Origin of the sequence: Shewanella algidipiscicola (genome assembly GCF_900380485.1) — a bacterium.
Classification (GTDB): domain Bacteria; phylum Pseudomonadota; class Gammaproteobacteria; order Enterobacterales; family Shewanellaceae; genus Shewanella; species Shewanella algidipiscicola.
This window is the reverse complement of sequence record NZ_OXJV01000001.1, coordinates 843,431-857,119: the sequence shown is the minus strand read 5'-3', so window position 1 is coordinate 857,119 and position 13,689 is coordinate 843,431. Positions and strand designations below refer to the sequence as shown.

The 13,689-nt window shown below is 48.4% G+C and carries 14 protein-coding genes; 10 read left to right on the top strand and 4 right to left on the bottom strand.

Features of this window, described 5'->3' with window-relative positions:
• The first annotated feature begins 317 nt into the window (after window positions 1-317).
• From cysD to DN599_RS03840, 7 genes are all read left to right on the top strand, one after another.
• On the top strand, window positions 318-1,223 hold the full coding sequence (gene cysD, locus DN599_RS03870) for a sulfate adenylyltransferase subunit CysD (protein ID WP_110456304.1): 906 nt from the start codon (window positions 318-320) through the stop codon (window positions 1,221-1,223).
• 66 nt (window positions 1,224-1,289) lie between these two features.
• Window positions 1,290-2,699 carry a sulfate adenylyltransferase subunit CysN gene (cysN, locus tag DN599_RS03865; protein WP_110456303.1) on the top strand — a complete coding sequence of 470 codons (1,410 nt, stop codon included), beginning with the start codon at window positions 1,290-1,292 and terminating at the stop codon, window positions 2,697-2,699.
• Window positions 2,700-2,861: 162 nt separating this feature from the next.
• Window positions 2,862-3,497: an adenylyl-sulfate kinase gene (gene cysC, locus DN599_RS03860; RefSeq protein ID WP_110456302.1), complete on the top strand. Its 636-nt coding sequence runs from the start codon at window positions 2,862-2,864 to the stop codon at window positions 3,495-3,497.
• Window positions 3,498-3,555: 58 nt separating this feature from the next.
• Entirely contained in the window at window positions 3,556-4,350 is a 795-nt protein-coding gene (cysQ, locus tag DN599_RS03855) for a 3'(2'),5'-bisphosphate nucleotidase CysQ (RefSeq protein WP_110456301.1), read from the top strand.
• A 29-nt stretch (window positions 4,351-4,379) separates the two neighbouring features.
• Complete coding sequence (gene mak, locus DN599_RS03850; RefSeq protein ID WP_110456300.1) at window positions 4,380-5,285, top strand: fructokinase; 906 nt, start codon at window positions 4,380-4,382, stop codon at window positions 5,283-5,285.
• A gap of 93 nt (window positions 5,286-5,378) precedes the next feature.
• Window positions 5,379-6,125 carry an ElyC/SanA/YdcF family protein gene (locus tag DN599_RS03845; protein ID WP_110456299.1) on the top strand — a complete coding sequence of 249 codons (747 nt, stop codon included), beginning with the start codon at window positions 5,379-5,381 and terminating at the stop codon, window positions 6,123-6,125.
• A gap of 135 nt (window positions 6,126-6,260) precedes the next feature.
• A complete protein-coding gene (locus tag DN599_RS03840; RefSeq protein WP_239473215.1) occupies window positions 6,261-6,935 on the top strand; it encodes a DUF2982 domain-containing protein in 675 nt (224 codons plus the stop codon).
• A gap of 89 nt (window positions 6,936-7,024) precedes the next feature.
• Here the strand turns inward: DN599_RS03840 and DN599_RS03835 are convergent, their stop codons facing one another.
• The 4 genes from DN599_RS03835 to galU all read right to left on the bottom strand — a co-directional run bounded on the left by DN599_RS03835 (window position 7,025) and on the right by galU (window position 10,045).
• Window positions 7,025-7,444, bottom strand: coding sequence for a bactofilin family protein (locus tag DN599_RS03835; RefSeq protein WP_110456298.1), 420 nt, complete (start codon window positions 7,442-7,444; stop codon window positions 7,025-7,027).
• Between the two features lie 98 nt (window positions 7,445-7,542).
• A complete protein-coding gene (napF, locus tag DN599_RS03830; RefSeq protein ID WP_110456297.1) occupies window positions 7,543-8,034 on the bottom strand; it encodes a ferredoxin-type protein NapF in 492 nt (163 codons plus the stop codon).
• A gap of 77 nt (window positions 8,035-8,111) precedes the next feature.
• Window positions 8,112-9,125, bottom strand: coding sequence for a UDP-glucose 4-epimerase GalE (gene galE, locus DN599_RS03825; protein WP_110456296.1), 1,014 nt, complete (start codon window positions 9,123-9,125; stop codon window positions 8,112-8,114).
• Window positions 9,122-10,045: a UTP--glucose-1-phosphate uridylyltransferase GalU gene (gene galU, locus DN599_RS03820; protein ID WP_110456295.1), complete on the bottom strand. Its 924-nt coding sequence runs from the start codon at window positions 10,043-10,045 to the stop codon at window positions 9,122-9,124. Before galU ends, galE begins: the two co-directional genes overlap by 4 nt.
• Window positions 10,046-10,340: 295 nt before the next feature.
• On the opposite strand from galU, the gene phhA reads away from it, so the two are divergent.
• The 3 genes from phhA (at window position 10,341) to tyrR (ending at window position 13,292) form a co-directional block, all read left to right on the top strand.
• Complete coding sequence (gene phhA / locus DN599_RS03815) at window positions 10,341-11,138, top strand: phenylalanine 4-monooxygenase (protein WP_110456294.1); 798 nt, start codon at window positions 10,341-10,343, stop codon at window positions 11,136-11,138.
• A gap of 40 nt (window positions 11,139-11,178) precedes the next feature.
• Window positions 11,179-11,517: a 4a-hydroxytetrahydrobiopterin dehydratase gene (locus DN599_RS03810; RefSeq protein WP_110456293.1), complete on the top strand. Its 339-nt coding sequence runs from the start codon at window positions 11,179-11,181 to the stop codon at window positions 11,515-11,517.
• A 230-nt stretch (window positions 11,518-11,747) separates the two neighbouring features.
• Complete coding sequence (gene tyrR, locus DN599_RS03805) at window positions 11,748-13,292, top strand: transcriptional regulator TyrR (protein ID WP_110456292.1); 1,545 nt, start codon at window positions 11,748-11,750, stop codon at window positions 13,290-13,292.
• Window positions 13,293-13,689: the final 397 nt, after the last annotated feature.

The window sequence follows — 13,689 nt, the reverse complement described above, 5'->3', positions numbered from 1 at the left end:
GGGCTAAGTGTCTGGGTCTGTGCAGCAACTTAAGGAATACTTTTACATCTGTCGATACGGTGGTATATCACGCACTTCTCTGGCCCTTTCTGCTGTTGTTTACATTCCTCTCTTTCACTTTTAGCACTTCTTATTTCTTTTTGGTATAGATAAATTAATATTTATAACTTCTAAAACATATTGGTGCTGTTATCATCTTCTCAATGCCATCATCTGGTTAGCCTATCGGTGTTTTTTGCTTGTGCATAAACGAGCCTGTGGATAGGTGATAACACTAATTAGCCAATTGATATTATTAATATTATACGGAAGCCGATATGTCTACAGCGCAAACTCATTTGAAACAACTCGAAGCAGAATCGATTCAGATCATGCGTGAAGTGGCCGCAGAATTTGATAACCCAGTGATGTTATATTCTGTTGGTAAAGACTCTTCAGTATTACTGCATTTGGCCCGTAAAGCCTTCTATCCCGGTAAGATCCCGTTTCCTTTAATGCACATCGATACTCACTGGAAGTTTAAAGAGATGATTGCATTTCGTGATCTGATGGCGAAAAAGTATGGTTTCGACTTGATAGTGCATAAAAATCCGCGCGGATTAGCCATGAATATCTCTCCCTTTACCCACGGCAGTGCCAAACATACCGACATCATGAAAACCGAAGGATTAAAGCAGGCACTTGATATGCATGGCTTTGATGCGGCCTTTGGCGGTGCTCGTCGTGATGAAGAGAAATCACGTGCTAAAGAGCGAGTCTACTCGTTTCGTGACAGTAAGCATCGCTGGGATCCTAAGAATCAACGCCCCGAATTATGGAATATCTACAATGGCAAAGTCGATAAAGGCGAGAGTATTCGTGTGTTCCCCTTATCCAATTGGACTGAGTTAGATATCTGGCAATACATTTACCTTGAAGGCATTGATATTCCATCTCTTTATTTAGCCGAGCCTCGCCCTGTGGTGAAGCGTGATGGCACGCTGATCATGGTTGATGATGAACGTATGGCACTCGATCTCGGTGAAATAGTGGAGCACAAAATGGTGCGCTTTAGAACGTTAGGCTGTTACCCGCTCACCGGCGCTGTGGAGTCGAATGCGACCACCTTGCCTGAAATCATTCAAGAGATGTTGCTGTGCACCACCTCGGAACGCCAAGGGCGAGTGATCGACAACGACTCTGCCGGCTCGATGGAAAAGAAAAAGATGGAAGGCTACTTTTAGGCTGCCGCTCCACAACCGTAAAAATGCCTTAAGTGTGCCGTTCACCTACAGAATATGAGAAAGACCATGACAACAGAACAGACGTTATTGCAAACCGATATTGAATCCTATCTTAAGCTGCATGAAAACAAAGATATGTTGCGTATCTTGACCTGTGGCAGTGTGGATGACGGTAAGTCGACCCTCATCGGTCGCCTGTTGTTCGATAGTAAGATGATTTTTGAAGATCAGATGGCGGCCATTGAAAAAGACTCTAAGCGTTTTAATACCACAGACGATGCGTTTGATCTGGCGTTGCTGGTCGATGGTTTGCAATCTGAGCGTGAGCAGGGGATCACCATTGACGTGGCCTATCGCTATTTTGCCACCGAGCAGCGTAAGTTCATCATTGCTGACACCCCAGGCCATGAGCAATATACCCGCAATATGGCGACCGGGGCCTCGACTTCGGACTTAGCCATTATTCTTATCGATGCTCGCCACGGCGTGCAGGTGCAGACGCGGCGCCACAGTTATATTTGCTCGCAGCTTGGCATTAAACACGTGATCATTGCTATCAATAAGATGGACGCCGTGGGGTACGACCAAAGTGTGTATCAAGGCATTAAAAAAGCTTACCGTGAATTTACCCAAGACTTGGCGTTTACGGATGTGCGTTTTGTGCCGATCTCGGCATTAAAAGGCGATAACGTGGTCAATGAAAGCAGCCATATGTCTTGGTACCCAGGCTCTACCTTGCTCAAACTGCTCAATACTGTGTCGGTTGAGCAGGATAAGAGCGACTCATTTCGTTTCCAAGTGCAGTATGTCAATCGGCCTAATCTGGACTTTAGGGGATTTTGCGGCACCTTGGCGTCGGGCGACATTCGCGTGGGTGACACCATTGCCGCCTTGCCCTCTGGCAAAGAAAGTTGCATCAAATCGATTGTGACTTTTGACGGAGCGCTAGACAAAGCCGTGGCGGGTCAAGCGGTAACCTTAACCCTAACCGATGAAATTGATATTAGTCGTGGCGATATGTTGGTGCGTCCACATGACAAACCCAGCTCAAGCGCACATTTTGAAGCCGATGTGGTGTGGATGACCGAAGAGCCGCTGTGTGTGGATCGTGAATATGCTATTAAGCTCGGCAGTAAGTCGGTATACGGCTTTGCCGATGCGATTAATTATAAGGTCGATATTAATAATTTGACTCAACATCCGGCGCAGCAGTTAGCACTTAATGAGATGGGTAATTGCCATTTTTCACTGACAGAGCCGGTGCAGTTTGATGCCTATAACGATAACCGTGATACCGGGGCGTTTATCATTATCGACCGATTAACCAATGTGACGGTCGGTGCCGGAATGATCCGCAAGGCGATTGATGCCGCTAAGGGCAACAAGCGTGCGATCTCCGAGTTTGAACTTGAGATGAATGCCTTAGTGCGTAAACACTTTCCGCATTGGGGGGTTAAAGATATATCCAAGGCTTAAGACGCGTTGTCAACATCGGCCAGTGCAGGTATTTGGCATGACTTTACGCGTGCTGCTGTGAGTCATAAAAGATAAGCGCTAAATTAACAGTAGAAGGCTAGGTTATGGGTTGTTAACACCTAGAACTTAAAAAATAATACTTTGTCTTATAAAGGAAAGTCGATGTCACCCTATAAAACCCTACAGAGTGAAGATAAATCCACCGATGTGGTATGGCATCAGGCTAGCGTGTCGCATCAAGATCGCGTGGCGGCCAAGGGGCATCAGGCCGCGGTATTATGGTTTACAGGCCTCAGTGGCTCAGGTAAATCAACGCTGGCCAATGCGGTCGATAAGATGCTGCATGAGCGAGGCGCCAGTACCTATGTGCTTGACGGTGATAATGTTCGCCACGGTCTCAATGGTGATTTAGGCTTTGCTGATAGCGACAGAGTTGAAAATATCCGTCGCATTGGTGAAGTCGCTAAGCTGTTTGTCGATGCGGGCTTAGTCGTGTCGACGGCATTTATCTCGCCCTTTCGTGCTGACAGAGCCATGGTGCGCGGTTTACTTAACGACAAGCAATTTATTGAGGTGTTTGTTGATACTCCGCTTGAGGTCTGTGAGCGGCGCGATCCCAAAGGGCTATACAAGCTGGCACGCGCCGGCGAGATTAAACACTTTACCGGTATTGACTCGGCTTATGAGGCGCCCAGTTCACCTCATCTTCGTCTCGATACCGCGCTCCACAATGTGCAGCAATGTGCTCAGCAAGTGATTGATTACTTAATCGCACAACAGATCATCAGTGCAGGTTAGACACGGCAAATTGTATGGCACACTCATCTTTTTCGTGCCACAACAGAGGTAGAGCAGCTTGACGACACCCTTTAATCCCACTTGGTTACCCCAGATTGTCGCCATTGCCGAGCAGGCTGGCGAGGCGATTATGGCGATTTACGCGCAAGAGACGTTTGCCGTCGCGGCAAAATCAGATGACAGCCCAGTGACGGCGGCCGATATGGCGAGCCACCATGTGATTGTCGATGCGCTTGCTAAATTAACTCCCAATATTCCTGTGATGTCGGAAGAGGCTGCCGATATCCCATGGGCCACGCGTCGCCAATGGTCGCAATACTGGTTGATTGACCCGCTCGATGGCACTAAAGAGTTTATTAAGCGAAATGGTGAATTTACCGTCAACATCGCCTTTATCGACCATCATCAAGCCGTGGCGGGAGTGGTCTATGCCCCGGCATTAGCAAAGTGCTATTACGGCGCCAAAGGCCTTGGCGCTTGGTTGTCTCAGGGCGGCGAGCTGGTTGATTTAGCATCGCAGGTACCACCTGTGCCCAAGGTGCCTCGGGTGGTGGGAAGCCGCTCGCATGTGAGCCCCGGGCTGGCGGATTATCTCGCCTCGCTTGGGCCACATACCTTGTTAAGTATCGGTAGTTCATTGAAATTTTGCATGTTAGCCGAGGGCGCAGCAGAGATCTATCCCCGTTTAGGGTTAACCAGCGAGTGGGACACCGCAGCGGCTCAGGCGGTGCTTGAAAGCGCGGGCGGCGCGGTGATCAATCATGCTACGGGTTTGCCCTTGGCTTATAACCAAAAAGAGACAATATTAAATCCCTATTTTATTGCCACTGCTAAACATTGGCAGATAAACTGATCCATCAAGTTATCCAGTGGAGTGTAAACATGTTGCGGATCGGGGTTGATTTAGGCGGCACTAAAATTGAGCTGGTGGCCTTAAATGAGCAGGGCATGGAGCAATTTCGAAAGCGAGTGGCTACGCCTGCTAACTATGTCGCTACCCTCAATACCATTGTGTCGTTAGTCAATGAGGCAGAGGCGCAACTGGGGCAAACGGCCACGGTTGGGGTCGGGATCCCTGGGGTTATTTCTCCTTTTTCAGGCTTAGTTAAAAATGCCAATTCGACTTGGATCAACGGCCAGCCGTTAGACCTTGACCTAAGTGAGCGCTTAGGGCGTGAGGTGCGGGTGGCTAATGATGCCAACTGCTTTGCCATTTCAGAGGCAATCGATGGTGCGGCCGCGGGGAAGGTGATGGTCTTTGGGGTGATTATTGGCACCGGGTGTGGTGCTGGTATTGCCATCAATGGCAAGATCCATGGCGGCGGTAATGGCATCGGCGGCGAGTGGGGTCATAATCCTTTGCCTTGGATGACGGCAGATGAATTTAATTCCACCGCGTGTTTTTGCGGAAACAAAGATTGTATCGAAACCTTTATATCAGGCACTGGTTTTGTGCGTGACTATAACCATAGCCTAGCTCCTCATCAGCAAGGTAGCGTGTCTAGCGCTGTTGAGGTGATGGCGTTAGTCAGCCAAGGTGATGCGCAGGCCCAGGCCTGTTTTGAGCGCTATATCGACAGGCTTGCCCGCAGTTTGGCCCATGTGATCAATATTCTTGATCCAGATATCATAGTGTTAGGCGGAGGCATGTCCAATGTCAGTGCCATCTATCCTCGGCTGCCGGACTTATTACCTCGCTATGTATTAGGCGGCGAATGCCGCACGACAGTGGTGCAAAATTTATATGGTTGTTCATCAGGTGTGCGCGGCGCCGCTTGGCTTTGGTGATAAGTGAGTGTCAATAAACCACGCTAGCGTTTGGTATTGCACATCGCTTCGGTTAAACTTGCGCGACGCTAATATTGAGAGGCAAGGATAGCCATGTTCTGGATAAAAAAAATCATCTCGCAGCTGCTGATGCCAGTGCCGTTAACCCTCATCCTGTTGCTTATTGCGATTATGATATTAAGGCGGCGTAAACTGGTTAAGTCCTTAATGGTAAGTGCGTGCTTACTGCTGTTATTTTGCAGCAGTCAGTGGGGCAGCTATTGGATGGCTTCATCGCTTGAGTCGCAATATGCGGTGAATAATCAAGCCATGGGGGCAGGCTGCGTGGTGATGGTGCTTGGCAGTGCCCATGATTCAACCATTAATGCCAGCGCGACTCAACAGTTGTCTGCCACCGCCTTGGCCCGTTTAACCGAAGGGGTGCGTCAATTAACATTAGGCCCCAATTGTCAGTTGGTCGTAAGCGGTTGGAGGGGAGGCGATGAGGTAGCGCAAGCCCAAGTAATGGCGCAGGCGGCGATTGAACTTGGGGTTGATGCTGCACGTATTATTCGTTTGCCGCTGGCTAAAGACACGCTCGAAGAGGCGCGGCATCTTCAGTGGGAGATTGGCAATGTGCCATTTCGCTTGGTGACCTCCGCGACCCATTTACCGCGGGCGATGCAGATTTTTACCCAAGCGGGGACTCAGCCACAGCCGGCACCCGCAAATTTTATTGCTCGTCGAGGTTATGTCTGGCAGTTTGATGCCAAAAATCTGCTGATTTCTCAGCGGGCTATTCATGAATATCTGGGGTTGTTGTGGCTTAAGATTAAATTTGCTGTTGCAGATGACATTTAGGTTATTGAGCTTTGCAGGGGCTTGGCAATTGTTTACTGGCAGTAATATGGGCAGCCATAACAGTGGCTGTGATAAATCGTTTTAATTTTCAGTTTGTTGCCTCGATGGCACACTGAATGGTAGTGAGAGCAATAGGTGCAAGAATCAATCGTTATTCGTGCGGTATCGAAACGCAATGGCTGGAGTTTTACTTTGATAGGCACTATCGCGTTAGTGGGCGCCATAGTGATGTTTATTGTATCGAGTTCGTTAATGGGGCTGGGGCTCGCCTGTTTTGTGTTTGGCGCCATTTTTACTGTGCTTGGGATGGCGAAATTACTGCAGCCAGAGGTGAGTGTCGAACTGCGCCCACAAGGTTTGGTCTATCATCACCATCGTGGCAGCATCTATTTGGAGTGGGACAATATTCAGCGTTTAGATATGCCACGAAACGTTCAAGGCTTTGGTAATCAAGAGTTGCCCTATATTGGGGTTAAATTAAAACGCTTATCGCCACTTATCGATGATATTCCGATACGTTTAGCAACGGGATTACTAACAGAGCAGCGGCCATTATTAATGTCATCGTTGACCTTAGATGGCGAGCTGGCCGATTTAGAACGTTATCTTAATTCTGAGTTTTCGCCGTTAACCCTAGAGGGTAAAGCCTATAAAGGCGTGCAGGCGATGTTTTCACGTCGATGTGAGCAGCTCAATAGCCAGTTTGGCTATCATGTTTATATTCCTGTGGATTGTTTAGACAGAGAACCGCGCGATTTTTTAGTTTTAATAAGGGATTATAAACAACGCATGCTGGTTACGCAGCCATAGCTTAAGTGTTAGCCCCGATGGTATCATCGAGCGTCAAGGCTCGGCGCCGTAAAGCACATTTGGCGCCTTGATGATAACGTTTAAAGCCGTTAGTTAACCAGCTCTGGCTCGCCATGATGACTGTTGTGCTCGACAGGTGCTTGGGGTTGCATCTGCTCATTGGATAGTAAGGCTATCTCTTCTCTAACCCGGACACCGATGAACTGGCCGCCGGAAAAAATCTCCATCGAGTTACACGCTATCTCGCCTTCCACAGTCCCCGTACTGGTGATGTTAAGCTTTTCGCACTTAAGTTTACCCTTAAACAGGCCGGAGACCTTTAACTCCTTGCACTGTAGCTCGCCATTAATATAACCGTCGGCTTCGATCGTAATTTTATCCTGTGCGCTGACTTTGCCGTGCAGTTCTCCACCGATCAGAGCTTCACCTGTAAAGTGGCTTTCACCGCAAACTTTGGTGCCTTGTGCAATAAAAGTCAGGCCAGTGTTACTGTTTTTTCGTTTAAACATAATGGTCACTATTGTTACGATTCTGGCTTGATAGTACCCGTAAAACCCCACGAGTAAAACCACTAATATTTGGCGCAGAGTGTCAGTTTTTTGGCAAGCTAGCGGGGCTCTTTAGAGGTGATGGATATCGACTGGCTAGGGCAGGGCGAGACACATGCACCGCAGCCTGTGCAGCTATCAAGCATGATGGCAGGTTGCGGAGCGCAGCCAATGGCTGGGGTAAAGGTAATTGCGCGTGCATCACAGGCATCTTTGCAGGCTTGGCACCAGATGCCACTGAGTGCCAGGCAGCTGTTATCTATTACGGCGCGCAGTTGCCAAGGCTCTTGCTGGGGGTCGTTAAAGAGAGGCTCTTTGCAGGCACTCACGCATTTGGTGCAAAAGGTGCACTCAGCCTGACTAAAATTCACTTCAGGAAAGCCGCCGTCACCGCGAAATATAATCGCCGTTTCGCACGCCTCAATACACAGATTGCAGCGCGTACAGATATCGGTAAATTCAATATCGGTGCGGCTCCATGGCGGGCGTATTGCCTGTTGAGCACGGCGGTTAAACAGCCTGCGTCGGCTTTGATCCATGGTGTTATTCATGCTGTTAGGCTCCTATACCTGAGATTGTTGAGCACTTAGGCGCTCAACAATCTGAGCTGGCTTTAATGATAGCCCGGCTAGTCATGGTAACCATTAGGGTTGTTTGATTGCCAGTGCCAGCTGCTGTTGGCCATATCTTCGATGCTATGCATCGCTTGCCAGTTGAGTGCGGTTTGCGCCTTGATGGGATCGGCGTAACAGGCGGCAATGTCGCCGGGTCGACGCGGCGATATTTGATATGGGATACTGTGGCCGCAGGCTTTTTCAAAGGCCTTAACCATGTCCAATACGCTATAACCTTGGCCTGTGCCTAAGTTATAGGTGACTAAGCCGCAGCCGCTATTGAGTTTCTCTAGCGCTTTCAAATGGCCTAGAGCTAAGTCGACGACATGAATATAGTCACGCACACCGGTGCCATCATGGGTGTCATAATCATCGCCAAATACACTCAAAAATGCCCGCTTACCCACGGCAACCTGAGCGATAAAGGGCATTAAATTATTGGGGATATCGTTAGGGTCTTCCCCTATTAGTCCGCTAGCGTGGGCGCCAACCGGATTGAAGTAACGCAAGCGTGCAATATTCCAGCTAGGATCAGAGTGATACAGATCGCTTAAGATATGTTCAACCATCAGTTTAGATTGACCATAAGGGTTGGTTGCACCTGTCGGAAAGTCTTCGGTGATCGGCAGTGAAGCGGGGTCGCCATAAACGGTTGCCGATGAGCTAAAGACTAATTTTTTAACATTAAAATCGGCCATCACTTCACACAACACTAAGGTGCCGGTGACATTGTTTTCATAGTAACGCAGTGGTTGCGCGACCGATTCTCCGACCGCTTTTAGCCCTGCAAAATGGATTACTGCAGTAATTTGGTGATCGGTAAAGACTTTGTGTAAAAAGGCTTTGTTGAGCACATCGCCTTGATAAAAGGTGATCTGCTTTTGGGTAATACGCTCGACGCGTGCTAAGGCCTCGACGCTCGCGTTAGATAAATTATCGATAACGACAACATCTTGATTATCATTGAGTAATTCAACTAGCGTATGGCTGCCAATATAGCCTGCGCCGCCCGTTACTAAAATGGTCATTGATCATTGTCCTGTGGTAATGCGGCAACCAGTGTCTTGAGGTATTGAGTAAACTCTGGGCCTATTTCTCGGTGGCGCAGCGCATGTTCGACACACGCTTGCATATAGCCCTGTTTGTTGCCGCAATCGTGGCTTTTACCTTTCATGTAATAGGCATTAACGGTTTGTTTTTCCATCAGCATCGCTATGGCATCAGTGAGTTGGATCTCATCGCCAGCGCCAGCAGGTGTTTTCGACAGTAATGGCCAGATCTCGCGTGGCAGAATATAGCGGCCGACCACGGCTAGGTTTGACGGCGCCTCTGTCACATCGGGTTTCTCAACCAAGGCGTTGATGGGTTCAGATTGGCCTGGGGTTAAGGCGTGGCCATTGACATCGGCGATACCGTATTGGTCGACGCAGTGGGCCGGTACGCCCTCGACCATGATTTGTCCGGTTTCGGTGTCGTCAAACAAGTTAACCATGTCAGCGAGGTTATCACGGCGTACATCGCAGCTAAATTCATCGATGATCACATCGGGCAGCAGCACGGCAAAAGGCTCATCTCCTACCACTTTTTGTGCGCAGAGAATCGCGTGCCCCAGCCCCTTTGCTTGAGACTGACGCACACTGATCACAGTTACCCCCGCAGGGCAAATAGCCTGCACTTCAGCTAATAATTGTCTCTTTACCCGGCGTTCAAGCTGGGCTTCTAGCTCAAAGCTGGAGTCAAAGTGGTTCTCAATCGAGTTTTTACTGGCATGGGTGACCAGCACAATTTCATTAATGCCGGCGGCAATCGCTTCGTTAACGACATACTGTATCAACGGCCTGTCGACCACTGGCAACATCTCTTTGGGGATAGCTTTGGTGGCTGGAAGCATGCGGGTACCAAGACCTGCCACGGGGATCACTGCCTTACGGACTTTGTGCTGTTTCATCCTATTCCTAGATGTGGGGCGAGATTGGCCTTATTCTAATAAAAAACCTTCGAAAAGCCATTTTAAACTGCAGTAAAAAGGCAATTATTGCCATTTTATGACGCTAATGCGCCGATTTCGTTACATCTCTTAGCTTATTGAAAATCTGTGGTTTTAATGTACAGACTCGCCGTGTTGTAAATTTTAGGTTACAAAAGTGGCTCGGGTATTGGGGAATTTTAAAGTGTGATCCAGTTAACAAATCATCGGTTTTCGTCAACTATGGAGGCAAGCGCAGTTAAGGGTTGTATTTATCATGAGCAAAGCGACAGCATATCAAGCCAAGTATCCCGACCGTCACGGTCATATCGATTATACCTCTTGCGAGCATGAAACATGGCAAGCCTTGTATCAACGTCAGCAAGACAATGTGCCGCGATATGCGTGCGATGCCTATTTAAATGGACTCAATGAACTGGCTTTACCCAGTGAGCGAATTCCGCAATTGAGTGAAATAGATACTGTCTTGAGTCGCACGACAGGCTGGAAAACCGCGGCGGTGCCTGCATTAATCTCTTTCGAGCGGTTTTTTCAGTTGCTGGCTAATCAAGCGTTTCCTGTGGCGACCTTTATTCGCTCTAAAGAGGAGTTTGATTACCTGCAAGAACCCGATATCTTTCATGAGATTTTTGGCCACTGCCCACTATTAACCAACCCCTCGTTTGCTCGTTTCTCTCATCAATACGGCAAGTTAGGCTTGGCTGCCTCGAAAGAGGAGCGGGTCTTTCTGGCACGTTTATATTGGTTTACGGTGGAGTTTGGCTTAATTAGGCAAGCGGATCACCAGCTTAAAATTTATGGTGGCGGGATTTTAAGTTCGCCAGGGGAAACCTTGTACGCCATGAGCGAAAAGCCGTTGGTAAAGCCTTTCGATCTCATTGATATATTGAGAACACCGTACCGTATCGATATTATGCAGCCGATATATTACACCATTGAATCAATAGACTATCTCGATGAAATTGTGAAGATGGATGTGATGTCGGCGGTCAATCAGGCGCGCCAACTCGGTTTACATGCGCCGTTATTTGAGCCCAAAGCTAACGTCAGCTAGGCTGTGGATTAACCCTACTATCAAGATTTAAGGATGATATATGTCTGAATTAGCACAAATGAAGTGTGAAGCCTGTCAGGCCGATGCCCCTAAGGTGAGCGAGGCCGAGCTGAGAGAGTTACTCAAGATGATCCCTGATTGGAGCGTGCAGGTGCGTGACGGTATTATGCAGTTGGAGCGTGTGTATAAGTTTAAAAACTTTAAGTTGGCACTGGCCTTTACCAATAGGGTGGGCGAGCTTGCCGAATCTGAGTTTCATCACCCGGGGATCTTAACCGAGTGGGGCAAGGTAACTGTAACCTGGTGGTCACATTCCATTAAGGGGTTGCATCGTAACGATTTCATTATGGCTGCCAAGACAGACCAGTTGCTGGATTAAGTTAAAAATTATTGGGAATCAGCGTTATAAGTTTTTTATAGCGCTGTTTTATTTGATGAGTTCATTTTCCGCTGTAAACAAGTCTTGCCACTTATCGCAGAACATTCTAACGTATAGGCGTTTTATCGGCACCGGTATCGCCGCCCTTATTTTACCAGGGTGATGTGGGGCGGTTGCAAAGGATATTCCCAATAATGCAGTAATAAGAACAACAAAGGGACGATAATAGTATGCGCTTAGCGGTAAGTTGTATTGACCGTGTGGGTCTAGCAAAAGATATTTTGGTGGTGTTAGAGGGTTATGGGATTAACCTGTTTGCCATTGACGCCAGCAATCAAGGGTTTCTCTATCTCCAATTTGCTGAGGTGAAGTTTGATGTGCTCAGCGAATTACTGCCGTTAATCCGCAAGGTTGAAGGGGTCAGCGATGTGCGAACTGTCTCCTTTATGCCGTCAGAACAAGAACATTACGCGCTTAAAACTCTGCTTAAAACCCTGCCCGATTCGGTGTTCTCTCTCGATGTAAAAGGGCGCATCCGTATCGTTAATGAGTCGGCATTAATGACCCTGAACATGGGCGAGCATGAGGTCGTCGACGAGTCTCTTAACCATTGGGTACAAGGGTTTAATTTTTCCCGTTGGCTTAGCGAGCCACAGGTGCTTGCGCAGGCGACGCGGGTCAACATAGGTCAAAGTGAATACTTGGCCGAGATGCTGCCGATTTATCTGCCCGATGAGCAGGATAAAAGCATTCTTGCAGGCGCCGTGGTATCACTCAAGTCTCCGGCCCGTTTAGGTAAGCAATTTAATGCGCTGCAAAACCAGACCGCGGGCTTTGAAAACGTGCTGGCGGTCAGCGATAAAATGAAAGAGGTGTTGGTACAAGCCAGAAGGATGGCGCAGCTGGATGCTCCTTTGTTGATCACTGGTGAAACCGGCACGGGGAAAGAGTTAATGGCGCGCGCCTGTCACGATGCCAGTATGCGCCGCGAACATCCTTTTATTGCCATTAACTGTGCGGCTATGCCTGACAGTGCCGCCGAAGAGGAGCTGTTTGGTTATGTCAGTGGCGGCGAAGTGGTCAAGCGCGGCTTTTTTGAAGAAGCCAAGGGCGGCACGGTTTTTTTAGATGAAGTGGCCGAAATGTCTAAGGCGGCGCAGGTGAAGTTGCTGCGCCTACTGCAAGATGGCACTTTCAGACGCGTGGGCGGTGATGTAGAGGTACGCTCCGATGTGCGTATTATCTGCTCGACCCAGAAAAACCTTGCCGAACTGTGTCAGAGCGGTGAATTTCGCGAAGATCTCTATTATCGAATTCATGTGCTGAGTTTTCATCTGCCGAACCTGCGCGATCGTAAGGTGGATGTGATCCCGCTCACCGAGATGTTTTTAGAGCATTATAGTCAGCAGTTATCTATTCCCATTCGCCGCATCTCGGCGCCGTGTCGTGAGCACCTGCTCAGTTATGCGTGGCCGGGCAATGTGCGTCAACTAAAGAATGCGATTTTCCGCGCAGTGTCTATGTGGGACGGATCGGCCGAGTTAACGGTAGAGCAGCTTAAATTGCCCTCTTATGCGGAAGGTTTTGGCTATTTTGATCATGAGTTTGAAGGCAGCTTAGATGATGCCATGAAACAGTTTGAGGCTAATATCTTGAGGCGCCTTTATCCGGCTTACCCCAGTACGCGCCAATTGGCTAAAAAGCTGGGTATGTCCCATACCGCTATCGCCAATAAACTACGCGAATATAAGATCAGTAAACCCAAAGGCAGTTAAGACGGGAGTCTGTCATGCAAGTGTGACTGTCGCTGGAAGCATAACCTGACATAGGCAGCTTCCAGCTTTCAATCACTTAGCTATAATATATAACCATAACCTGACATAAAATATAACCATAAGCTGACATATCGAGATGAGCTCTAATGCTCTGTAATTATGACTTGTACTTTTATTACGACATAATCGCTTGGTTATCACACACAATTTTAGGGGGCTAGTTTGTTACTGTCGGATAGGCGGCACTTGTTACCAAGTACCGCCCTCCTAAGAACTGTACATGCAACTTTCACTGCATACGGCTCAAGCCTCCACTAAGGCGTATTTTGTTACCCAGCACCCTATATATTGCAGCTAAGACCGGTTCGAACCAAGAATTTCTACCTTCCTTTGCCCG